This window comes from Endozoicomonas euniceicola (assembly GCF_025562755.1).
Taxonomy (GTDB): domain Bacteria; phylum Pseudomonadota; class Gammaproteobacteria; order Pseudomonadales; family Endozoicomonadaceae; genus Endozoicomonas_A; species Endozoicomonas_A euniceicola.
Genome location: NZ_CP103300.1, coordinates 2,770,508 through 2,792,992, shown reverse-complemented (window position 1 = coordinate 2,792,992; position 22,485 = coordinate 2,770,508). Strand labels below are relative to the sequence as shown.

Below are 22,485 nucleotides of genomic sequence, written 5' to 3'. Positions count from 1 at the left end.
AGGCGCTTATGCTTGACCATCTTCTTTCTGATTGCAACCAGCAAGAGCCACAGATATAGACGATAATAATATCGGAACTGCTATAGTCGCCTGAATATTTGGTGTTTGCGTATCGCAGGTTTTTCGAGCCTTGTTATAAAAGAGGGATTGGTCATGCCACAATTTATCTGTGATGTATGTCTAAATGCTTTTCGGTCACGCAGTTGTTTAGCCGAACATATGCGAACTCATACTGGCGAAAAACCTTTTCAGTGTCCGATTTGTCCTAAAGCTTTTTCGACCCAGAGCAATTTTAGAAAGCATGAGCGAGTCCATACCGGCGAGAAACCTTATGAGTGTGAAACTTGTCGTAGATGCTTTGCTGACAGAAGTAGCCTGAATCGCCATAGAAAAATTCATATCAGTAATAAACAACCTTTCCACTGCCTGGATTGTAATAAAATCTACACTACAGCCCAAAGTCTCAGGCAACACAGAGGCAAAAAACATTCAAATCAAGGAATCAGTACTGTTACCACAGTCCATTCTCAGGTAGAAGAGCCAACGGGTGTAGTGATGACAACAACCCAGACCATCGCCTCCTCGGGCAGTGCTACGGCCATAAGCAACATAGTGTCTTCTCGCGGAGCGGCCTGTTCCGTGACTCAGTATATGCCTGCCGCCACTTTCAGAACTGTCATTCAGAAGGGAGAACAAACAGCATTCACGGAGATCAGCTATCCGCCGTTGGAGGAATCTATCGCTGATATGTTTCCAGCAATACAGCATGAGTTACGCGATAATACTGCTGCGGGTAATAGAAGTGAAAGCAACGATCCAATTCAAGCCGAAGACTTACCCCTGGACTTTTGGCTTGATTAAGATCGTCGCCACCTCTTCACTGTCTAGCCGTTTGCCGGAGATTTTTTCTTACGCCACTGTCAGGCGCTTATGCTTAACCATCTTCTTACGAATACGGTCCTGCTTCAGTTTGGACAGGTAGTCCACAAACAGCTTGCCATTCAGATGATCGATTTCGTGCTGAACACATACAGCGGCCAGACCATCAAAATCCATAGAATACTCATTACCGTCACGATCCAGAGCCGTCAGGCGCACGGAGGCAGGACGGTCCAGCAACTCATACACACCCGGTACCGATAAACAACCTTCAGAGATATCGGTCAGATCTTCAGTCAGGGGCTCAAAGGTTGGGTTAATCAGCACCAGAGGCTTGCTATTGTTTTCAGAGAAATCCATGACCACGATGCGCTGATGAATATTCACCTGAGTGGCAGCCAGACCAACGCCTTTGGCGTTGTACATGGTTTCCAGCATGTCATCAACGATCTTGCGAACATCATTGTTCACTTCGCTGATTGGCCTGGCGATGGTGCGCAGCCTTTCGTCAGGGTATTCCAGAATATCGAGCAGTGCCATGGGAGTCTCTGATTGAAAAATTAAATTAAAATCTAATTTTAAATTTCTTTTCTGTATATAGGTAGTTTTAAGTTCATTACTGCTGCTGCAACCTGTATCTATTCAGAAAGATGCGCTCTGGTCGAAATTTCTGGTAACACTCACTGCCCGTCCGGAGCGTTAGTTGATGCACTTCGGGCAATGATTTAAATAAAAATCAGGAATCACCCGGTCATGAAAAGCTTCGTTCTTGGGGTCTTACTAACCTGTGTTGCCACATCCGGGTTTGCCTTCACAAGCCCGATCAAACCTGACTCCCCAAGAGAATATATCGTTACCAGGGGCGACACCCTGTGGGATATATCCAACCGCTTTTTGAAAAGCCCCTGGCTGTGGCCGGAAATCTGGCATGCGAATGCCCAGATTCATAACCCTCATCTTATTTTTCCCGGAGATGTGATCAGTCTGGTGTATATCGGAGGTCGCCCACGACTGACGATTGTACGACGAGGTGAAAGCGGCCGGACGATAAAACTCAGCCCGAAAATTCGCACTCTCCCGGCAGAGTCTGCCATTCCTGCTATTCCTCTTCAGGCGATAGACTCTTTCCTGAACAGCAGCCGGATATTTACCAATATGCAGGAAATGGAGGCAGCGCCCTATGTATTTGGAACCAGACAACAGCGGATTATCGCCGGTACAGGCGACCGGATTTATGCCAGAGGCCAGGTGAAAGCCCTGCATGGAAGAACCCTTGGCGTTTACCGTTCTGGTCAGGTTATTTCCGATCCGGCCAGTGGTGAGCTGTTAGGTGTGGTCGCTATCGATATTGCCAACGCGGCCATGGTTAAAACCTCCGGGGAGGTTGCCACTCTCAGGTTGCTAAACAGCAATAAGGAGGTTCGCGCCGGTGATCGGGTGTTACCCGCCGACACTTTCTCACAAGCGACCACCTTTTTCCTCCGCGCTCCGGATGCGCCCGTGGAAGGAACCGTTGTCTCTGTGATTGAAGCGGTTGACCGAGTTGGTCGACTCAATACGGTTATCATCAATAAGGGTTTGCGGGAAGGTCTGAAACAGGGCGACCTTCTGAGTGTTCATAAAAGCCTTCAGGTTAAAGACCCTGTCTCCGGGCAGAGCCTTCAACTTCCACCTGAGAGAGTGGGAATGATAATGGTTTATCGTCCGTTCGAAAAATTGAGCTATGGTATTGTGCTGTCAGCAAACGAAGACATAACGATTGGGGATAACATAAAGAGCCCGGAATGACCCTTGAACTAACCAGACAACATGCCGAACACCAGGCATCGCAACAGCAGGAATGGCAGCAACTGAGCCAATGGTTGCTGCTTTCATTTATTCCCGGGCTGGGTGCTGTTCGTTACCGGTCACTGCTCAAAGAATTTGGTCATCCGGAAGCTATTCTTTCAGCCTCCTTTCAGCAACTCAAAGCCGGCTTGCCTGATAAGCTCGCACAGAATATTGCCGGAAACCCGGAAACCCCTGACATCAGTGAACGGCTTACCTATACCCGGAACTGGCTGGAATCCAGTGAAGCCCACCATATCCTCAGTGTTAGCTGTCCGGATTATCCCGCCCGATTGAAAGAGATCCCGGATGCACCACCACTGTTGTATGTGGTTGGTAATCCAAAACTGTTGTCAGAACCCCAGCTGGCCATAGTCGGCAGTCGTCGCCCTACCCCACAGGGAGGCAGGCTGGCTTATGATCTTGCCCTTGAACTGGGTAAAAGCGGTCTGGTTATTACCAGCGGACTGGCGCTGGGTATTGACGCCGCTGCTCACCAGGGGGTTTTAAGCAGTTATGGCAGTACCGTCGCAGTATTAGGCACAGGTGTTGACCAGGTTTATCCCCGCAACCATCGCAACCTTTACTCCCTGATTGCCCAGCAGGGGGCCATTGTCAGTGAGTTTCCATTGGGAACATCTGCCAGTCCCGGACACTTTCCCAGACGTAACCGCATCATCAGCGGACTATCGCTTGGTGTTCTGGTGGTTGAAGCCGAGCAGAAAAGTGGTTCATTGATTTCTGCCCGTCTGGCCGCGGAACAGGGGCGGGATGTATTTGCGGTTCCCGGCTCAGTGCTAAACCCTCTCTCCAAGGGCTGTCACCAGTTATTGCGGGAAGGCGCGGTTCTGGTAGAAAGCCATGAAGATATACTGGTTGAACTTCAGCCTCTGCTTGAGCCAATGCTGGAGGAAGAAGAAGCTGAACCAGAAATAGTCAGCGATGTGATTAACAGTCAGCATCTGCATGTTCTGGACTGCATGGGTTTTGATGTGGCCAGTATGGACTTGCTCAGTCAGGTATCAGGACTGCCCTGCGAAGAACTGTCGGTGGTTCTGACCGAGCTGGAAATGGAAGGGCTGGTGCAGTCGGTCCCGGGTGGTTTTCTGAGGGTGAGATAGCTGACCATTCACTGAGTGCCCAGTTTATTATGAATTTCAGAAAACATTTCTTTTAGAAGAGGTGTCTGTATTTTGTCTGAATAGGACCGAATCTCTTTGGTGGCTTCATTTATATCATCCGTACCGTATGAAATACTTAATGCCTGAAACCAGATATTGATTTGTCTCAACAAGGCGATGTCCTGCCACTCTTCAGGTAACTGTTGTACGGATTCTTCTTCGATTGCTTTATCAATTTTGCTGATAGCCTGCCACAGCTGACTGTTATCATCGATTGTTTGCTCAATCAACCCCTTTAGCACAGGTGAGGCATTGTACTGAGTGGTCAGGGTATTTATGAATGCTTTTATAATTGAGGGGTCTTTTAACAGCTGTCTCAGAGCGTTGGCTTTTTCTTCCGGAGAGAAATAATGGAAATAATCGTACATTATTTTCTGGTTATTATCTTTAGCAATGCGGGCAAATTCGTCATTAAGGTACCGTTGTAAAATCATCCACTCGTGCAGGGGGAGCTTGCCCATAGAAATAGCCCTGAAAAGACTCAGTTCCCCCGTTGTTCCTACTACAGGTTGAGAAAAATAGGCAAGGGATTGAGCCAGTAGCTCCGGAGTTGGGAATAAATTAACTACATTGATCTGAATCCCATGCTTGTCTTGCCGAGTGGGGCGCAGGTCGAACGTTAACCCGGCTGACTGATTTGACCAGAAGTTGACCCGGGTAATATTAACCTTGCGCAGAGCATCGATAACAACGGAATCATTAAAATCCTCTGCTTTCATCTTCATTACTAATGTCAGTTTTTTCTTGTTTGACGCTAGAGATATGGTTTGTATGAATTGAAGGTTGGCAAATAATGTATGCATGTAGGAGTAGTAATAATCACCTGACTGAAAAAAAGACAGGGATTTTTTTCTGTTATCCTGACCGGTCAAAGCATAGATTTCGGCTTCTGATAGCAGGTCAAGTTGTTTTAAATAGTCTGAACGTTCTCCGGGTTTGTTCAGCAACAAGCCTATTTTATGACTTCTAAGGCCAAACTCTCTGGCAAGGTTTGCCTGCAAGGGGGTATACGTATTCACCTCCTTTTCACTAATGTCTTTGGCATACTCAATCATTTCTTTAACGTATTCGAGACTAAGGTTTTTAAAACTTTTTTCTAAATTGAGTGTCTCTGTCGACAGCAGTTTTCTGGTTAAACTCTGGTATTCTTTATCCAGATCAAATATATCAGTCAGGTTTTCAGTGTGGTGTAAGGTTTCAAAGAAGGAGTAAGGGACTCTGAATCGCTTGCCGTCTGGTACCAGATCACCCATCACATCGTTAACCAGGGCAATAGTCTGGCGGCTGTTCTGTATCCATCTACTGGCTTTTTCTTCGTTTAGCGGACTTTCCTCCAGGTCTTCATCCATAAATAATAAGAGGTCGTTTGAATCAGCAGGAAACTGGAATATTCGCTTAACGGTGTCTGCCTCCTCCGTTATGCCGAGCATGATCCGCTTAAAAGGAATTGGCTTTTTTCTGTCTTCATTAATAACTTCCTGAAATCTGAAAAGGAAAGCATAAATCCCAAAGCCGGTGCCTGCACTTTCACTAATTAATACCAGATCTTTGCCCCGGTTTTTTTCTGGTTGTGTAGCAGCATACAGCATTATGGCCACTTTTTGGCCGGGCATAGTGTAGGGGATGCCGAACAGACTGTTTTCTGCAAATGCATGACGATGCAGCAGCAGAAAAAAGAACAATAGAACAGGCGACTTAAAGAAACAGAATTTACCTCGTAGTATTTTATAAATCATCGTATTGGAATCCTGTTATTAATAGTATTTGTTATGGATTCAAAAGCTGACTTCTAGGTGAGGATGGCTTAAATCAATATGCCATACCTTTGACACTTGTTTCAATAAGCCATTTCCAGCCCTTTATGACGGCCTGAGACATAGTTATAAAGACCTGTTAAAATACGACACTTGCTGATCAATCCAAATGGAAGTGTTATGACGAAGCCATTCGTTGCTATTCTAATGGGGTCTGATTCGGACCTGCCTAAGGTGCAGGCCGCCATCGACGTTCTGAAAAAACTGGATATTCCGGTTGAAGTAAAAGTGCATTCCGCACACCGAACTCCGGAAGCGACTCACCAGTTTGTCACCGATGCAGACAAACGTGGTTGTGCTGCGTTCATCGCCTGTGCAGGTATGGCGGCTCATCTGGCAGGTGTCGTTGCTTCCCTGACGATCAAGCCGGTTATTGGTGTACCGATTGATGCGGGCCCACTGGACGGTCTGGACGCTCTGCTGTCTACCGTACAAATGCCCGGTGGCATTCCAGTGGCAACCGTTGCTATTGGTAAGGCGGGTGCTAAAAACGCAGGTTATCTGGCGGCACAGATCATTGCCCTGGGTGACAAAGAGTTGGCTGGACGCCTGAAGATGGAGCGTCAGGCCAACGCTGAAGAAGTACTGGCAAAAGATGCGGCTCTGCAACAACAGCTGAACGGTTAATATGACAGCTACCCCTGATGTAAATTCTGAGGAATCTTCTCTGGAAAAAACTCCGGAAAACGCTCCTGAAAAAAGCGTATCTACCGCACAGGCAGCGGTTGTCGTGCATCAGGGAGGTGTTATTGCCTACCCTACTGAAGCGGTATGGGGGCTGGGCTGTGATCCGTGGAACAGGGATGCGGTGTATCGCATTCTGGATATCAAAGCCCGCCCCGTCGAGAAAGGCATGATTCTGGTAGCGGCGTCTGAATCTCAGATTGCGCCGTTACTGGAGCCGCTGACGGCAATACAGCGGCAAGCCCTTTCTAACCGCTGGCCAGGTCCGTTCACCTGGCTGATTCCTGATATTAACCACTGGGTTCCGGACTGGGTAAAAGGCCAGTTTGATACCGTTGCGGTGCGTATCAGTGACCATCCGGTTGTACAGGCTTTATGTGAAGTGACCGGACACCCTCTGATTTCTACTTCTGCAAACCGGGCAGGAGAACCTCCTTTATTAACCGAGCAGGCACTGCAACTGCACTTTGGTACACAGGTCGACCTGATCGTGCCCGGAGAAACCGGTTCGCAAAATACACCCTCTGAAATTCGTGACTTACGAACCGGGCAGATCATCCGGTCCGGCTGAGTTGCCGATATACGCCATCTGCGCGTATGGGATGAAACATGACAACGACAAAAACAGAACAGGTCAAAAACTATTTACTGTCACTGCAGGACGCTATCTGTACCGCCATTGAAAAGCAGGAGGGTGGCACGACTTTTCGTGAAGAAAGCTGGGAATACCATGGTGGCGGTGGGGGACGTGCGAGAGTACTTGAAGGTGGTCGGGTATTTGAAAAAGCAGGCGTAAACTTTTCATGGGTTACCGGCGAACGGTTGCCTGCTTCCGCGACGGCTAAACGCCCGGAGCTGGAAGGCCGAAGCTTTCAGGCCATGGGGGTATCGCTGGTTGTTCATCCGGACAACCCTTTTATCCCTACGTCCCATGCCAACGTTCGGCTGATAGTGGCAGAAAAAGAAGGGGAAGAACCGGTCTGGTGGTTTGGTGGCGGCTACGACCTGACGCCTTATTACGGTTTTGAAGAAGACTGCAGGCATTGGCACACCACGGCAAAGACAGCCTGTGAACCTTTTGGCAAAGACGTTTACCCGCGCTACAAAAAATGGTGCGATGATTACTTTTTCCTGAAGCATCGCAACGAGCCAAGAGGGATTGGCGGGCTGTTTTATGATGATCTGAACGAATGGCCTTTCGAGCGCTGTTTCGAGTTTATGCAGGCGGTTGGCAATAGTTACATTGACGCCTATATTCCCATTGTTGAAAAGCGCAGGCAAACCCCTTTCACTGAGCAGCATAAACAGTTTCAGCAGTATCGGCGTGGACGGTATGTTGAATTTAACCTGGTCTATGATCGTGGCACTTTGTTCGGTTTGCAGTCAGGAGGGCGTACAGAGTCTATCCTGATGTCGTTACCACCGGTCGTACACTGGAATTACAACTGGCAGCCACAACCGGGAAGTGAAGAAGCACGCCTGTACGACTATTTTCTAAAGCCCAGAGACTGGGTAAATGGTTCTGAGGAGTCTCACTAATGGCTGGCCCTGTTGACCTGTACGCTGTAATGGGAAACCCTGTTGCTCACAGCAAATCACCGTACATACATGCTTTATTCGCCAGCCAGACGGAGCAGCGGCTGCATTATAACGCCCGGCTGGTACCTGTGGATGGTTTTGCTGAAGCCCTTAACCACTTCTTTAAAGAAGAACGTGGTGGACACGGCTTGAGCATTACGGTTCCTTTCAAGGAGCAGGCGTGGGAGCACGCACAACACCGCACGCCCAGGGCTGAAAAAGCCGGGGCTGTGAATACCTTGTGGATAAGCAACGACGGTATGCTTTATGGCGATAATACCGACGGTTTTGGGCTAGTGCGTGATTTAACCGTGAATCATCAGGTTGACCTCGAAAATACCCGTATTCTTATTCTGGGGGCGGGTGGTGCCGTGCGTGGCGTACTTGACCCCATACTGGAACAGAAGCCCGCAGAGCTGGTAATAGCCAACCGCACCGTCAGTAAAGCGGAAGCACTGGCTGAACGGTTTCCCGGTCAGCCAGTTTCAGCGGTTGGCTTTGCCGACCTGTCAGGGCGTTTTGACCTGATCATTAACGGCACTTCAGCCAGTTTAAAGGGTGACCTCCCTCCCCTGCCCGCTGAGATTGTTGATCAACAGACCGTTTGCTACGACATGATGTATGGCAAAGAAATAACCGTATTCAATCAATGGGGTCTTGCACAGGGTGCCAGAAAAGCGATTGACGGTCTGGGCATGCTGGTGGAACAAGCGGCTGAACAGTTTCAGATCTGGCGTGGTGTACGTCCGGATACTCTTACCGTGTTGCAACGACTTCGGGAAGATATGGCTTGAAAAAAGGCGGGCTGATGAAACTCACTAATCTGCAAAAAGGCGACCTGTTGTTCCAGTTGCGTTCGGGCGGCGAGCTGGAATACGCCATCAGTCGTGTTTTTGCCGGTTACAACGGTATGTTGCTGAACCATGTGGCGGTCTATTGTGGTGAGGAAAAGTGTGGCGAAGGAAAGGTGGTTGAGGCGACTATGCCACAGGTACGCTGCATCAGCCCGGAACAGTTTCTACAACACTCTGTTCTGGATACTTCCGGACGATACTGCGTTGTTCACGCCAGACTGTTGCCTGAGTATCAACACCTTAATGAGAAAGCGGTTGAGTTTATCCTCGATCAGCTGGATAAGCCCTATGACAGTCACTACACGAGTAAAGAAAAAGGCTGGTATTGCAGTGAGCTGATTCTGGAAGCCTGGCGATTTGCCAACCATGGTCGTTTTGTTTTTCCACAAACCCCAATGGGATTCAGGGATATGGAAACCGGAGAGCTACTTCCTTACTGGATTCGGCATTATAAACAAAACGGTCAGTCGGTTCCTGAAGGTGAACCCGGATCTCATCCGGCATTGCTGTCATGTTCAGGCAAGCTGGATATTATAAAAGTCATTGGTCAACTACCCTCGAGGCTGGATTCATTAGGCATATTGGAACCATCGCAACAGATTAGCTGAAAAGTCGCACTCCGTTGAATTCACCCTGTCGTCATTCAATTCGATTTGAAGGTTTTACTCTGGCTCCTATACTCACAGCCACTTCTGAGGAGGCGGTAATCTACCATGGATGAGTATCCCTGTCTTTGCTGTGGTGGTGATGGCTGAGTACTCATTCCTTTCTCTTACTCAGCTTGTAGAGCAAAAGAAAGAGTTAAGGTTTTAATGAAAATACTCGCAAATTATTTTAAATATTTCATTCTGTTTGCGTGGTCGTTTTATTCTGCCAGTAGTTATGCCGTCGAAACGACCACTCTGAACTGGGAAGTCACTTATCCGGCAAAGAAAGAAAAAACAAAAACATTCACTACGGTTCTTTTGGAACGTTCTGGCATTATACCAGGGGTGACTTACTCCACTTACAACAGTGCTGAAGACTCGCAGCAACTCGCAAGCATTGGTATAGAGCGCTCCCGCATTTACATGTCCAGAGAAGAAGACTTTTTTTCTTCTCCAGTAAGGCAATATGGACCCAGTGTCGTCAGAATTCTGGCTGATAACTTAATTGAGGAAAACTCTCAAACAGATGGTTCTTTTAACCCGGCAAGAGAACGAACGGTATCGTTTAGTCTGTTTCCCGTACATTTGTTCTCCAGATTCGGCAGGATACCTGAGAGTTTTGTTATAGACAGAGTTCATCGTCTGGGACCTGATACGGTCTATGCAACTCTTCGGGCTCCTGACTATGCCCATCACTATTGGGATGCTGGTCAGACAACAGGAAGGAACGTGGCTTCTGAGAGTGGACGTATTGCGCAATCGAACACAGTGCGACGTGTTGAAACCTTCTCTAATGAAGGATTTGCAGATAACGTTGGAGGGGCAGTAGCAGGCGACGTTGTTGAAAATAACTCAGTAACCGCTCAGGGCTTTCCGGAGACTGAAACACGATTTGAGATTAGTGTCATATTCCAAAGATTTAATTTTAACGATTTTCAGAGTTCAATTTTACTCATGCTACAAAATCGCGCACAAACCATTCCGGCTCCATACCGGCTAATTGTGGTCGATCAGGCACTTAATGATGAATCAGTCACTTCCCTTCTGGACGAAAATGCTGAACAAAGGGTTTATTTTGAAGTAAATCTGGAATTAGACACTATCCGCTTACTGCCTGGTCTGTCAGTCACTGAACCACAACGCAACCGGGAAAATTTAAATATCCAGGCCGTAGAGCGGCAGTCAGTAAGGCAATATGTTAATCAGTTTTTCTTAACGTATTTTCTCTGCTGCTGTGGTGACACACTCCCTCCACTAAATCGGCAAGCGGATTCTAGTGGGGGCTTCTAATCGGAAATTACGTGCGACCCACTATGTCAAATAACATAGCCTCTCGCTGTCGTACAGGTTGCCGAACCACGACAGGGGAACTCTTTACACATACGCTGTGTCCCAGCGCATCGGCGGTAGAAGCCAGAAAACGGTTGTGTTTTCCTGATTTGTTTCTCGTAGTTAGTCCAGCAACGGTGACGCTTGAGTATTTGTCCAGAGTATCTGTCTGTCGAGTAGGCTGTTGTCTCAGCCACCAAGCCCATTATGCAGGGTTTCGTTAGTACATGGGCTTGCTCTACGCAAGCCTCGCTATCCATCTCCATCCGTCGCGCCGCTCCCAATGAGAGGCTATGGATGGAGAATTTCGCAAGGTTCGTTAAAAGCAGAAAATAGTCTCGACCTGAAGAATTAACCGCACAGAACCTGCACGCCGAACCAGATAGCCATTCAGGTCATACTGACAGTGACTGCCTGATCACAAGTAGTCATTGCTGGTACTACTTTCGAAAACCTTGCAGATACAACAACTCCAGCGCAACGGTTGCTCCGGCCAGCGCCGTAATGTCACTGTGGTCATAAGCCGGACAGACTTCCACCACATCCATTCCGACAATATTCAGCCCTTTCAAGCCACGCAGGATTCTCAAGGCCCTGTCAGTGGTCAGACCGCCACAAGCCGGTGTGCCGGTTCCCGGTGCATAAGCGGGATCAAGGCTGTCGATGTCAAAGGTAAGATAGATATGACGATCACCGACTATGTTACGAATTTTGTCTACCACTTCATCAACAGGGGCATCGTTAACATAGTCTGCTTCCAGCACGTTAAAGGGGGTGTTTTTATAGTTGTAGTTCGTGCGAATACCCAGCTGTACGGAAGCTGAAGGATCAATCAAATTTTCCACCTGGGCGTGGTAAAACATGGTGCCGTGATCAAACTTCCCGCCCTGCTCGTAGTCATCGGTGTGGGCATCAAAATGAATTAGCACCAGGTCATCATAATGTTTTGCGTAAGCCCGCATCAGTGGCAAGGTGACATAATGGTCACCGCCGAAACAAAGCAAAGTCTTGCCAGAGGCAATCAAATCGTCAGCATGTTCAAACAAACGATCGCACATCTGTTGGGCGTCGCCAAAATCGAACACCAGATCGCCACAATCTTCGATTGACAGGCGGTCGGTAATATCAAACTCCCACGGCCAGCGCCTGCCTTCCCACGCCAGGTTCTTCGATGCCTTGCGAATAGCTTCCGGTCCCAGACGACTACCACTGCGACCCGTTGTCGCCAGATCAAACGGAACGCCGGTAATAATCACATCAGCATCGCTGTTATGAGGGTCAAAATTCAAAGGCTGGCGCATAAAGCCAAAGGTGTTGGCATATAAGGAGTGATCTTCCCTTTTTGCAAGTGTATTCATAATTTCTCTGCCTTCACCCGGGTATGTCCGGAGTGCTGATAATGCCTGAAGCTCATATCATAACCACAACTCAGAGGCAGGTTGCAGCTGGACATGCAGAGATAGTCCTGACCCTCTGGCAGTGCCTGGTCTGCATTAAAGCCAATCAGATCCCAGCAGCCGGGATTCAACGCTTCCAGCAGAACTGGAATAACAGGGGTACTCTCCAGGTCCATGTTGGTTTCGAAGCTGACATAAGAGCTGTCTTCCTGCGGTGTAATATGGAAGGTGGCATACCGATCACCCTTAATGGCATTCAGGGAATAACCAAAGGGTTTAAATAGCCAGTCACTGATTTCGAAGCCTGGCAGAATGTCATCCAGCCTTAACAGATGACGAATTCCTTCAGCGGTTTGACCTTCAGCACGCAGGTAATCCGCATTTTTGCCTTTTATGTGGTACATCAACAGCTCGCTGGTATTGTCGTCGGTTTCCGGCTGGTAAGGCTTATCCAGATGGAAAATATAGTTGTGGTGACTGTCCAGGTGACCCAGACGGAAAGCACAGCCTTTAAGACGTTTTCCCAGACGCTCAATGTCCTCTTCAAAGGAGCTTTTCTGTAAGTGTGACAGATACTCGTTTTTACGTTGGAAACTGGCAAAACGGATCTGTTTCTGTGGAAAATGATCCAGAAAGTGCAGGGTAGCATCCACCAGGGTGGTGGTGCCACAGGTCAGCATAAGGAAACGATCGTGCCAGACAAAGAGGCTGGATTCAGACAGCAGGTAGGCGTCGCAGTGTTCGTTACTGATGGTATCCAGAATTTCTGCCTGAGCCCTGGTGACAATGCCCACCCAGAAATCCTTACCCATAGTGCGCAGTGAGCCGGCGGCAGGGTCTGTCACCATCTCAATTTTTTTTTCCGAGCCTTCAAAAAACATCACAGCTCATTCCCTCCGACGTATTCGAGGTAGGTGTAACCCCGCAGTCCTGATTCCAGTTCGGCCAGTGTGGCCTGTTGTTCGTTAAGTGGCAGGTTTTCCCTGACCAGTTGGCGGAAAGTGCGCAAAAAGCTTTCTGGTTGAAGATTGACGTAGCGCAGCACATCCTCCACTGTATCGCCGGGCTGATATTCAGTGACTTCAACCAGTCCCAGGTCTGTTATACGCACAGAAACCGTATCTGCGTCACCAAACAGGTTATGCATATCGCCCAGAATTTCCTGATAGGCCCCCACCATGAAAATACCAATCAGGTAAGGCTTGTCAGGATGCCAGACAGGGACGGGTAACGTGGTTTCAATACCCTGACCATCAACGTACTGATTGATCACGCCGTCGGAATCACAGGTAACGTCAAGCATCACGGCACGTTTTTCCGGTGGTCTGTCCAGACCGGACAGGGGCAGAACCGGAAACACCTGATCAATGCCCCAGGCGTCGGGCAGGGACTGGAACAGGGAGAAGTTGACATAGAATTTATCAGCCAGCTTTTCACTCAGCTCATCAATCAATGGCCGGTGCGCCCGGTTGCGGGGAGACAGGCGTTTATTCAGGGTATGGCAGATTCGCAGGTTAACGTTTTCTGCCCAGGCCCGTTGCTCGAGACCCAGTAGCCCAATTTCAAACTGCGTATGCACTTCGGCGAGGTCAGCCTGGCTGTCGTGATAGACTTCCACCAAAGCACGCTGGCTCAACCCCCGGGCCAGGTCCTGCCAGGAACTCCACATATTGTGCAGCAGACGGGGAGCATCGTCGGCCGGCGCGTCCAGCAGTTCCGGCTCGTAGCTTTCCACACCGACGACATCGGTAATCAGAATCGCATGGTGGGCGGTCAGGTTACGGCCGGACTCGGAAATAATGCCCGGAGCTGGCAATTCGTACTGTTTACACAGGTCGCCAATGGTATAGACGATATTGTTCGCATATTCCTGAAGGCTGTAGTTCATGGAGCAGTGGCTCTGGCTGCGGGTGCCTTCATAGTCCACCGCAAGGCCACCACCAACATCCAGAAATTTCACCGGCGCGCCCATGTTATACAGCTCGGCATAAATACGACCACACTCGCTGACCGCCTTGCGAACGTCACGAATGTTGGCAATCTGCGAACCCAGGTGGAAATGCAACAGTTGCAGGCAGTCCAGGTGATTTTCCTGCTTCAACCGTTCTATAACATGCAACACCTGGCTGGCAGACAGCCCGAACTTGGATTTCTCGCCACCGCTGGCCTGCCACTTGCCTTTGCCCTGAGAGGCAAGACGAACCCGTAAACCCAGCCTTGGCTTTACGCCCAGTTTGGCAGCTTCAGAGAGCACCATATCCAGTTCGGTGAGTTTTTCCAGAACGATGTAAACCTGATGCCCCAGCTTTTCACCAATCAGAGCCAGCCGAACGTATTCCCGGTCTTTGTAACCGTTGCAGACAATCACTGAACTGGCACGTTTGGCCAGAGCCAGTACCGCCAATAGTTCTGGTTTGCTGCCGGATTCCAGCCCCAGCTGACGGTTCTGGCGGGCTGACTGGCTTTCCAGTATCTCTTCCACCACGGCACGCTGCTGGTTGACCTTGATCGGGTACACCGCCAGATACTGGTTATCGAAACCATACTCGTGAATGGCACGGTTAAAGGCGTTGCACAGAGAGTCGACCCGGTCGTGAATAATTTCCGGGAAACGCACCAGCACTGGCAGGGACACGCCCTGTCGGGTCAGCTGATGGGCAATGGTATCCAGATTAACCGGAGGCTTGCCTTTCATATTCACCGTTACATTGCCATTGTCGTTCAGGTCAAAATAGTCCTGACTCCAGTAGCGAATGTTATAGGTGGAACGTGCTTCTTCTACATTCCAGCTGTCAGCGACGCTGCTTTCTGTTTTCTGCTCAGACAGAGGTTCCCCCAGCACGGCCTGTGCCGGGAAAGGTCTGCTGTCATTAAAGTCTTCAGTGTTATCCATTTAGCTTTTTACTCTGGAGAACCGGCCTCTTTTTTCTGCGCTCATGGCTTTTTTTGCGCTCATGGCTGTTTGTCACGAGGCTTCTTTTCTTGCGCTTTCTGCTTTCCCGATGGCCACTTCAACGTAGCGAGGCAGTGCAAAGGCACCGTGATGCAGGGCCGGTGTGTAGTAACGGGTGTTAATGCCGCTGGCTGTAAAACGACGGGTCAGCTCCTCAACGTCGACTTTGCGTGCTTCGATATCGTCCGTTCCCCACGCCAGGGTCATCACACCACAGGCATAAGTTGGAATAGCGGCGGCGTAGAAGTGACAGTCTTTAACGTAACTTCCCAGGCGCATTACAGTGGTTTCCACCTCTTCCAGCTGCATCAGCGGTACACCGTTCTGGGCAACAAAAATGCCTTTTTCAGTCAGCAGGCGCTTGCAGCCGTTGTAGAAATCCGATGAGAACAGCACTTCACCCGGGCCAATCGGGTCCGTGCAGTCAGAGATAATCACATCGAAGCTGTTATCAGCCGCTTTTTCCGGGTTGTTAACAAACTTCACGCCGTCGTCGATGACCAGATTGACACGAGGGTCGTCATAGGAACCGGCAGAGTGGTTTGGCAGCCACTGTTTGCACATATCCACCACCGCCTGGTCGATTTCAACCATGGTGACATGCTCAACATTCTTGTGTTTCAGCACTTCACGCAGAATACCGCCGTCACCACCACCGATAATCAGTACACGTCTGGCATTGCCGTGAGCCAGAACGGGTACGTGGGTCAGCATTTCGTGGTAGATGAACTCGTCTTTTTCTGTGGTCTGGATAACGCCGTCCAGCGCCATAACACGGCCAAAGACATCGTTCTCAAAAATAATCAGGTGCTGGTGTTCGGTTTTGTCTTCAAACAGTACCTTGTCAATGGTAAAGCTTTGTCCGTAACCGGAGTACAGAGTTTCCAGGTAAGTATTGTCTTTGTGCATCATTGAATCCTTTAACAGCTCTTTAACCGCGGTCAATACAGAGAGTCAGCCTCTTCATCCCGTTGGATGGGGCTAGCTCTCTGCCTGAGCGCAGTGGGTAGGGTATAGACCGTAAATACGGGAAACGGTTCTCGACCGTTTTGTTCAGGTCAGCCAGTCAGGGGTAGGTGAACAACCATGAGCGAAAAGAGGAAAGGTTGTTCTGGTATGAAAACGGGTGTGAAAAAAGGTGTGAAGAAGTCTTACGAATTCGATTGATGAAGTTGATCACTGAGTCTGAATGCAGAGAAGCATTCCGGGCTGGCCGGGAAAGGATTGCCGGTAAGCAGGTTGGTTTGTACATCAGAGTCGCTCCACAATTAGTTCCGCACGTTTGGCAGATTCAACGCACGGTTCAGACTTTGAGAACCATAAGTTCCTCAGGTTGCTTGGGTTAAGGTTGCGTTTTTCAGGAAAGGTGCAAATTAAACCTTTGAACTTATTTAAAGACAAGCGAAAAGTGGAACAAATATAGGTGAATCCCATGCGGATTGCCGCAATTGAGGTGTTTGGGCAACCAGCATTTCTTCCGCAAGAATCTGTTCGGCCCGGGTGTAGATGGCGTTATTATTTTGTTCCTCTTAACCGGTTACTTTTAAAAAGCAGATACCTGTTCACAATGACCAATATACCGGCTTAACGGTGAACTCTTCTGACCTTCAGCGTTTAGGGTAGTTGGCGGGAATACGGCGTAGGAACTACAGTCTCTTACTCGGATATGCTTTCGTTCAGCACTATAGAAAGGCTGCCCTGAAGCGCAAATTAAAAAAATAATTTTGCTTATTTTAAAAACCAATTGGAGATGAAACGTGAACCATTGTCTTCCTGCAAGGGCAGGCCATATTTTAATTCTGAAAATATGGCTGGTTGGCCTGGTTCTGATCATCGCCGCCCCATGCAATGCTCATTGTCTGCTTTGTGGAAAAGAAAAACCTTCCATCGGCACACATTATTGCCCCGGGTGTCGTGCCAGTATGATTGAATCACTAGTGCAGCAACATGAAAGAATTGTTGAAGATTGCGGTTGTGCGGGAGCCTGTAATTGTGCAACGGTTTCCCCGGGTTTTATGAAACTGGCCGTTTTTTTTGCTGGTTTTGGGCTTGCCGAAGCGCTATCAACCTATACGTCCCATGAATTTTCAATCACCTCGTTTGTGGCTTTAGGGCTCTTGTTTTCAGCAGTTTTTTATAAGTTTAAAGGTGTGATTTACGATAAAGATTATGCTTATTTGCCAATCCGGAGACGTGCCAGGTCGGCTATGCTGGAAGTTAATAACGAACTGGGTCAACATCCAGAGGAAGGTGACCGCATTAACGTGCTTTCTGATGACTTTATAGATCTGGTCAGGGCAGCTCGTTTTGGCTGGCTTCCATCGAGAGGTTTTGAAGGGTTACTGGATGATATCCATAATCGCTGGCTGACCATCTGGCTAAGAAATTCTGAGAGGAATACTTCATTACTTTTTGTCCCTGACTTGTCTCTGACTAGTCCCGAGGGCTTTACGCTTGCTCTTTTAATAGGAAGCGGATTTACGTTGAAATTTCCTTCACCGCGTAGTCTTTTATCCAGTAGAGAGTTTCCCGGTCTGGAATCGGAGCTTAACGAAGACCATTATGGAATACATATCGAAGTGGGTTATTTGAGAATATCTTTATACCCTGTGGGCCAGGGCTTATTTGATATGTTTGAGACGAGTACAGGGGTATATAGAAATTTAACCAAAGAGGATGTGATAAAACGTATTTGTCGGCTTTCTGATATTCTTAATATTTACTTCATTACCATCAGTGATGTAATGAAGACCAGGTAAAGAGAAATTGACACTCTCTGGATGACGGGAAGGATATCAAAAATCAGGAGGGTCGCAGCGTGCGAAGTTCCTCATAAAACCCCGGGTCACCTTCGTTCGCTGGACACAAACATAGCCTTGCCGTTCACTGTAGAACCTTCATCAATGCGGTTCTCGTAATGAGCGACAAAATCCCTTGCCAATGAGTGAATCCCATGCAGATTGCCGCAATTGAGGTGTTTGGGCAACCAGCTCGTTGACTGGGTAATCCTGATATTTAGGCAGGAGACTCTGTGCTTATCGGGTTAAGGGGCTAAACTGCTACATCCTTTATAACCTAGAGTTTTCTCCCTGTGCCTGATCTGAATAATCATAAACTAACAATGACTCCCGGCTCCAGGTATAAATATAAAAACGGATATAGAGTCAGGTGCTGTGCCTCCTTCATAGTAAGAGTGTCCGGTAATGCTTCAATTGCCTTGCTACCGGTGTTTCTATTAATAGTTTGCTTATGCTCAAAGGGCTACGCTGGTATCTCAGCAGCAACAGGTCAGGAAGGTGCAAACAACGCTTTTTGGGGGGCTTTTGATGAGAGCCCTTGTGTTAAGCCTGGTCAGGGCTGGGTGATGGTGCAAGATAAGATAGTCCCTCTTGATCGCGCTAATACCCATCATTGCTATCCCACCCGTAATTCAGCTAACCCGATGCTATCGACACTGTTAAACACAATTGCTTGTCATCGGACCTGCAAGTCAGCGAGTAGCTTCACTGATAACAGCTCCCTTAGCCAGCATAATGATAAGATCAAGGTTCGGCTTTTTCATTGGCATCTTTCCTCTGACAGCTCATATACAAGTTCAAGCACCCAGCTGGAACATATTCAGTCAGACCTGACAGGCCACCTGCGTAGCAATAAATTAAAGCCTGACATACTGGTTTTCACAGGTGCGATGAATTCTGTTTATGGAAATAAAAATGAAGAACAATGGAAATCTCTCTGTGAAGCTATTACCACTGAACTAGGAGACCCTGAGCAACTCCTTCCACTCGATAAAAGATGTCAAAATCCTATAACTAAAGAAAATATGAATACTTCAGTTTCATACACATCCACTCACTTTATCCGCATAAATGAAATCGTCATTATCAGCCTGTTACCTATCCAGCTTCTGCATTCCGACAAAGGTGAATCTGGTATGGGCTGTGGTGTGTACTCTCGGAACGGCCAATTGGTACAGTTTTCCTACACACTGTTTTTAGCTGTACATTTTAATGATGTCGGTTTGAAAATGATGATTACTTCCAGCGAGGATATTGGGGTTAATCATCTTAAGTCGATGGTTGGGCGCAATAGTTGGAGATATTGTATGAACAATGTATTAAAGCCTTTACTGGAAAATTATATATCAGATATGGAACCAATGATTGCCGTTTCTCATATTAGCAGCACTTCTTTTAACCCTAAAATGATGACTCGACTTATCAGAGGCTCGTCAGCTAATTGGAGTGGAGAGAAGGAGTTAGAAACATTAGTCAACTCTCAGGCCCAGTACTATGCTGAGCTTGATAATGTTCTGAGTAAAGCTCCAAGAATAAGTCGTGTTATGTCCAGGGGGGCTCCAGATAATAAAAAGGGAAGATTCATGCGAAGCCCTCAAAGATTTTACGCTTTCCGTAAAGACTCGCCCTCTATCACATCATATCTTGACTATCTGTATTACCTATTAAGCCGTTTTTATGGCGGGGTAGTATCTGACTATGCACCAATGTTCCCCTCTTATACGACATTTACCATTGATCCGACACTGCTGCAGAAATTGCCTGAATTTTATTCTTCTCAGCTGGAGAAATTGTCTGAATTTCAATCTCTTCAGCTAGAGCAACCCTTCCTGAATCCATCCGAACTCCCCTGCCTTCAGTAGCAGGTATCTGGTCAGTGACGCCCCTCGGCGTCATTCTATTTTAACCATATACCTGTTTGAGAAAGATCACTTTGTTCACACTGCTCAGCATGCTGAAACAATAACAGTCATTTATTCAGGAGTGATAATGGGCAAGGTAGCTTGTAATACCGTTGATCAGCATCTGAACCGACAGCATGATCAGAATCATACCCATCAGGCGCTCAATGGCAAAAACACCGCGATTGCCCAGTAACTTCATAATGCGATTAGAGAAGATAAGAATTGCAGAACTGGTAAACCAGGCAATGAGCAATGCGCCAAGCAGGGCAATTTCCTGTCCGGGGTTCTGGTTTCCCATCAAAATCAACGTGGCCAGAATGGAAGGTCCGGCAATCAGGGGTGTTGCCATTGGCACAATGAAAGGCTCGCCATCTGGTGTATCTCCCATAATGCCGCCACCACGGGCTGGAGGGAATACCATTTTTAGCGCTATTAGAAAAAGTATAACGCCACCTGCAATGCTCACTGCTTCCTGATCAAGGCTGAGTAGTGCCAGCATGTTATCGCCTATGAAAAGGAAGACAACGAGTATCAACAAAGCGATCAGTAGCTCTCGAACCAAAACCTTGGTTCTCCGTTCTTCAGGGACATGCTTAAGGGCTGATATGAAGATTGGCATGTTGCCGAGGGGATCCATTATCAGGAATAAAAGTACCGCTGTAGAAAATATATCCATCAGGTTAAAGCCGCAATAAAAATAAAGAATAGCGGACTATAGTAGCAGTGTTTTTAGCAGTTTCTCAGTCTGTTGGCAGGGTGGTTAGCAGGTAGGGTTCTCAGGTTGGTTTGGAGAAGTAGTATACACGCATAGTATACGTACTATTTTGTGGGGGGCTTCTGGCTATTGAAGGCTTCAGCATTCAGGGGACGGGGGGTTATAACGACTTTAAAATACAGCTCATCAGGGCAATCTTCACTATTAAGCAAGACCTGAAGTGAATTCCAGAAATCTTCTATCTGCCTATTTTTTTCTCTTGCCCTTTCGCAGTAATCACAACCTGGGGGAAAAGGCAAATGTTCCATTTCAGTCGTTCGAATATCTACCTCAAGTCCATGGTTTAATCGTAAGTGATCTATTAGCTCACCAGATCTCAATCCATCCATTCCATACCCATCCCAGAGAAAGTTATTAGCCTGGTCTTGAAATGTTATTTCTTGCAGCGACAATAAATCTGCGCCATTTGCTCCTGTCACAGTCAGAGTCCAGTTGCTGACATGAGCCCAGTGTTCAGGATCTGAAGCTTCAGCTTCAGTAACCAGAGAATCAGACTCTATAGTTAAATTATTCAGATAGACCGTAGGATGAATTGCAAGTGTAAAGCGAGTGGGGACAGGATTCAGGTAATTAATTTCGCCTTCCCATACGTTCCGGGGTAACAGAGCCCTGATCCTCTGCGCATCATCAAGCGTTGTGTTTAAGTGTGTATCTGTGAACACTCGAGACAGCATGCTATTAAGAGAGTTCGTATTATAAAGCAGTCCGGACAGTGTATTAATCGTAGTTTTTGGCGTTGAATCCGGACTATCTTCTTCTGGTTTTCTGGCGACTAAAAAGGGTTTGGCTCCTACTATGGCTCCTGTTGCCTCACCCCATCTGATGTAAAAGATGACCGGCTGGCCATCTATGTAAATCTGAGCGGCAGGTGTTGTCCGGTCTGACTCTTGAGAGCTGCCCGACAGGAGAAGTTTTTTTGTTTTAACGGCAAAAACAATTGTATTTTCATCTTCTTCAGATTGCCACACTGGCAAGGGTAAGCTTCCGACACCGCACTCTCTTTTTCTGGTTTCCTGATTTCTCTTCGGTGGATCTGGATCATCACCGCCGACACCACAGGATGAGGACGCACCGAAATTTATACCAGTTTGAGTCACCGCTCCGGTTTGCTGTTGTTTTTTGGGGTTACAGGATTGTGAATTAGTCTGACCTTTGCTCTTCCCTGAAGCAGATTCATTACCATTAGGGCAGTTTGCAGGATGTGATAGACGTGAATTCTTTTTTCTGTCGGGCGTTACGACATAGCTGGATTTTTTATGAAGACGGTCCGTTATGGCGTTGGTTTTTATTTGAAATTGAGGCGTATTTTTTAATAGTAAATAAGCAGTCGTAATGGCAAATGGAGCGTATGGATAATGAGCTGAATTTCCAGCCAGTACACTCAGCGATTGCATGCTAATAATAAACAACAGAATCCTGCTATTCATAACGCCTGTTTACAATATGCAGTGAATAGGAAAGGCAATTATAGACAAATGGCACTGCTTTGCGCTCCCGGGCCGATAACCGATACTGCTTCTACATACTCTTTTTTCTTTTTAGCCAGTACGGAGGCCCGAATGTTCGGCATACCGGTGCCATTCAGTAAGACCGATAACAAGAATTAGATAGCCAGATTTTGCTGGTGTATCAATAAAGCCAGTCTCGCCTTTTTATCTTTCATGGAACCACGACTGATTTCGGAACTGGTTTCAGCCTGACTTTCAGTAGGTTTTTCGGTGTTCAGGCCACTTTTACTTTTGCTGATGTCCTGCGTCCCTGTTGGCTGGTCAGACACCATAAGGGCAGTCTGGCTTATCTCGCTACCTGGAGCCGGGCTGGAAGTGATGGGTTGACTCATGATTACATCTCCAAAATCATCCTTG

Annotated in this window: 20 protein-coding genes; 11 read left to right on the top strand and 9 right to left on the bottom strand. The window is 47.7% G+C overall.

Translation table 11 applies throughout. The annotated features are described in order from the left end of the window. Positions 1-153 precede the first annotated feature (153 nt). Positions 154-861: a C2H2-type zinc finger protein gene (locus NX720_RS10775; RefSeq protein ID WP_262601122.1), complete on the top strand. Its 708-nt coding sequence runs from the start codon at positions 154-156 to the stop codon at positions 859-861. Between the two features lie 48 nt (positions 862-909). Here the strand turns inward: NX720_RS10775 and def are convergent, their stop codons facing one another. Continuing rightward, positions 910-1,419, bottom strand: a complete 510-nt coding sequence (gene def / locus NX720_RS10770) for a peptide deformylase (RefSeq protein WP_262601121.1) — start codon at positions 1,417-1,419, stop codon at positions 910-912. Between the two features lie 213 nt (positions 1,420-1,632). Between def and NX720_RS10765 the strand changes: the two genes are divergently transcribed. Both NX720_RS10765 and dprA read left to right on the top strand, forming a co-directional pair. Further along, positions 1,633-2,667: a LysM peptidoglycan-binding domain-containing protein gene (locus NX720_RS10765; protein ID WP_262601120.1), complete on the top strand. Its 1,035-nt coding sequence runs from the start codon at positions 1,633-1,635 to the stop codon at positions 2,665-2,667. Then, positions 2,664-3,827, top strand: coding sequence for a DNA-processing protein DprA (gene dprA, locus NX720_RS10760; RefSeq protein ID WP_262601119.1), 1,164 nt, complete (start codon positions 2,664-2,666; stop codon positions 3,825-3,827). The genes NX720_RS10765 and dprA overlap by 4 nt, the downstream gene beginning before the upstream one ends. A gap of 8 nt (positions 3,828-3,835) precedes the next feature. On the opposite strand, the gene NX720_RS10755 is transcribed toward dprA, so the two are convergent. After that, positions 3,836-5,623: a hypothetical protein gene (locus tag NX720_RS10755; protein ID WP_262601118.1), complete on the bottom strand. Its 1,788-nt coding sequence runs from the start codon at positions 5,621-5,623 to the stop codon at positions 3,836-3,838. A gap of 198 nt (positions 5,624-5,821) precedes the next feature. Here NX720_RS10755 and purE point away from each other — a divergent pair, with 198 nt between their 5' ends. From purE to NX720_RS10725, 6 genes are all read left to right on the top strand, one after another. Then, entirely contained in the window at positions 5,822-6,328 is a 507-nt protein-coding gene (gene purE, locus NX720_RS10750) for a 5-(carboxyamino)imidazole ribonucleotide mutase (RefSeq protein ID WP_262565112.1), read from the top strand. Between the two features lies 1 nt (position 6,329). Further along, on the top strand, positions 6,330-6,956 hold the full coding sequence (locus tag NX720_RS10745; protein ID WP_262601117.1) for an L-threonylcarbamoyladenylate synthase: 627 nt from the start codon (positions 6,330-6,332) through the stop codon (positions 6,954-6,956). 38 nt (positions 6,957-6,994) lie between these two features. Further along, positions 6,995-7,924, top strand: coding sequence for an oxygen-dependent coproporphyrinogen oxidase (gene hemF, locus NX720_RS10740; RefSeq protein WP_262601116.1), 930 nt, complete (start codon positions 6,995-6,997; stop codon positions 7,922-7,924). Then, complete coding sequence (gene aroE, locus NX720_RS10735; RefSeq protein WP_262601115.1) at positions 7,924-8,757, top strand: shikimate dehydrogenase; 834 nt, start codon at positions 7,924-7,926, stop codon at positions 8,755-8,757. The genes hemF and aroE overlap by 1 nt, the downstream gene beginning before the upstream one ends. A 14-nt stretch (positions 8,758-8,771) precedes the next feature. Next, positions 8,772-9,425, top strand: coding sequence for a YiiX/YebB-like N1pC/P60 family cysteine hydrolase (locus NX720_RS10730; RefSeq protein WP_262601114.1), 654 nt, complete (start codon positions 8,772-8,774; stop codon positions 9,423-9,425). Between the two features lie 204 nt (positions 9,426-9,629). Continuing rightward, positions 9,630-10,754 carry a hypothetical protein gene (locus NX720_RS10725; protein WP_262601113.1) on the top strand — a complete coding sequence of 375 codons (1,125 nt, stop codon included), beginning with the start codon at positions 9,630-9,632 and terminating at the stop codon, positions 10,752-10,754. A gap of 479 nt (positions 10,755-11,233) precedes the next feature. On the opposite strand, the gene speB is transcribed toward NX720_RS10725, so the two are convergent. The 4 genes from speB to speE form a co-directional block, all read right to left on the bottom strand. Beyond that, a complete protein-coding gene (speB, locus tag NX720_RS10720; RefSeq protein ID WP_262601112.1) occupies positions 11,234-12,151 on the bottom strand; it encodes an agmatinase in 918 nt (305 codons plus the stop codon). Next, on the bottom strand, positions 12,148-13,071 hold the full coding sequence (locus NX720_RS10715; RefSeq protein WP_262601566.1) for an S-adenosylmethionine decarboxylase proenzyme: 924 nt from the start codon (positions 13,069-13,071) through the stop codon (positions 12,148-12,150). Before NX720_RS10715 ends, speB begins: the two co-directional genes overlap by 4 nt. Beyond that, positions 13,071-15,083, bottom strand: coding sequence for a biosynthetic arginine decarboxylase (gene speA / locus NX720_RS10710; protein ID WP_262601111.1), 2,013 nt, complete (start codon positions 15,081-15,083; stop codon positions 13,071-13,073). Before speA ends, NX720_RS10715 begins: the two co-directional genes overlap by 1 nt. Before the next feature lie 72 nt (positions 15,084-15,155). Then, positions 15,156-16,055: a polyamine aminopropyltransferase gene (speE, locus tag NX720_RS10705; RefSeq protein WP_262601110.1), complete on the bottom strand. Its 900-nt coding sequence runs from the start codon at positions 16,053-16,055 to the stop codon at positions 15,156-15,158. 1,010 nt (positions 16,056-17,065) lie between these two features. On the opposite strand from speE, the gene NX720_RS10700 reads away from it, so the two are divergent. Both NX720_RS10700 and NX720_RS10695 read left to right on the top strand, forming a co-directional pair. After that, positions 17,066-17,902, top strand: coding sequence for a hypothetical protein (locus NX720_RS10700; RefSeq protein ID WP_262601108.1), 837 nt, complete (start codon positions 17,066-17,068; stop codon positions 17,900-17,902). Between the two features lie 434 nt (positions 17,903-18,336). Next, positions 18,337-19,803: a hypothetical protein gene (locus NX720_RS10695; RefSeq protein ID WP_262601107.1), complete on the top strand. Its 1,467-nt coding sequence runs from the start codon at positions 18,337-18,339 to the stop codon at positions 19,801-19,803. A gap of 115 nt (positions 19,804-19,918) precedes the next feature. On the opposite strand, the gene NX720_RS10690 is transcribed toward NX720_RS10695, so the two are convergent. The 3 genes from NX720_RS10690 to NX720_RS10680 form a co-directional block, all read right to left on the bottom strand. Then, the gene (locus NX720_RS10690) at positions 19,919-20,521 is read right to left on the bottom strand and encodes a YhgN family NAAT transporter (protein ID WP_404831063.1); all 603 of its coding nucleotides are present in this window, start codon (positions 20,519-20,521) and stop codon (positions 19,919-19,921) included. A 143-nt stretch (positions 20,522-20,664) separates the two neighbouring features. Then, complete coding sequence (locus tag NX720_RS10685) at positions 20,665-22,047, bottom strand: hypothetical protein (protein WP_262601106.1); 1,383 nt, start codon at positions 22,045-22,047, stop codon at positions 20,665-20,667. Between the two features lie 176 nt (positions 22,048-22,223). Then, positions 22,224-22,460 (bottom strand): hypothetical protein, encoded by a 237-nt coding sequence (locus NX720_RS10680; RefSeq protein WP_262601105.1) that lies wholly within the window; start codon positions 22,458-22,460, stop codon positions 22,224-22,226. Positions 22,461-22,485: the final 25 nt, after the last annotated feature.

Excerpts from the sequence above, each read along its gene's own strand:
- NX720_RS10775 (WP_262601122.1), top strand. The coding sequence starts at position 154 with ATGCCACAATTTATCTGTGATGTATGTCTAAATGCTTTTCGGTCACGC.
- def (WP_262601121.1), bottom strand. The coding sequence starts at position 1,419 with ATGGCACTGCTCGATATTCTGGAATACCCTGACGAAAGGCTGCGCACC.
- NX720_RS10765 (WP_262601120.1), top strand. The coding sequence starts at position 1,633 with ATGAAAAGCTTCGTTCTTGGGGTCTTACTAACCTGTGTTGCCACATCC.
- dprA (WP_262601119.1), top strand. The coding sequence starts at position 2,664 with ATGACCCTTGAACTAACCAGACAACATGCCGAACACCAGGCATCGCAA.
- NX720_RS10755 (WP_262601118.1), bottom strand. The coding sequence starts at position 5,623 with ATGATTTATAAAATACTACGAGGTAAATTCTGTTTCTTTAAGTCGCCT.
- purE (WP_262565112.1), top strand. The coding sequence starts at position 5,822 with ATGACGAAGCCATTCGTTGCTATTCTAATGGGGTCTGATTCGGACCTG.
- NX720_RS10745 (WP_262601117.1), top strand. The coding sequence starts at position 6,330 with ATGACAGCTACCCCTGATGTAAATTCTGAGGAATCTTCTCTGGAAAAA.
- hemF (WP_262601116.1), top strand. The coding sequence starts at position 6,995 with ATGACAACGACAAAAACAGAACAGGTCAAAAACTATTTACTGTCACTG.
- aroE (WP_262601115.1), top strand. The coding sequence starts at position 7,924 with ATGGCTGGCCCTGTTGACCTGTACGCTGTAATGGGAAACCCTGTTGCT.
- NX720_RS10730 (WP_262601114.1), top strand. The coding sequence starts at position 8,772 with ATGAAACTCACTAATCTGCAAAAAGGCGACCTGTTGTTCCAGTTGCGT.
- NX720_RS10725 (WP_262601113.1), top strand. The coding sequence starts at position 9,630 with ATGAAAATACTCGCAAATTATTTTAAATATTTCATTCTGTTTGCGTGG.
- speB (WP_262601112.1), bottom strand. The coding sequence starts at position 12,151 with ATGAATACACTTGCAAAAAGGGAAGATCACTCCTTATATGCCAACACC.
- NX720_RS10715 (WP_262601566.1), bottom strand. The coding sequence starts at position 13,071 with ATGTTTTTTGAAGGCTCGGAAAAAAAAATTGAGATGGTGACAGACCCT.
- speA (WP_262601111.1), bottom strand. The coding sequence starts at position 15,083 with ATGGATAACACTGAAGACTTTAATGACAGCAGACCTTTCCCGGCACAG.
- speE (WP_262601110.1), bottom strand. The coding sequence starts at position 16,055 with ATGATGCACAAAGACAATACTTACCTGGAAACTCTGTACTCCGGTTAC.
- NX720_RS10700 (WP_262601108.1), top strand. The coding sequence starts at position 17,066 with ATGATTGAATCACTAGTGCAGCAACATGAAAGAATTGTTGAAGATTGC.
- NX720_RS10690 (WP_404831063.1), bottom strand. The coding sequence starts at position 20,521 with ATGGATATATTTTCTACAGCGGTACTTTTATTCCTGATAATGGATCCC.
- NX720_RS10685 (WP_262601106.1), bottom strand. The coding sequence starts at position 22,047 with ATGAATAGCAGGATTCTGTTGTTTATTATTAGCATGCAATCGCTGAGT.
- NX720_RS10680 (WP_262601105.1), bottom strand. The coding sequence starts at position 22,460 with ATGAGTCAACCCATCACTTCCAGCCCGGCTCCAGGTAGCGAGATAAGC.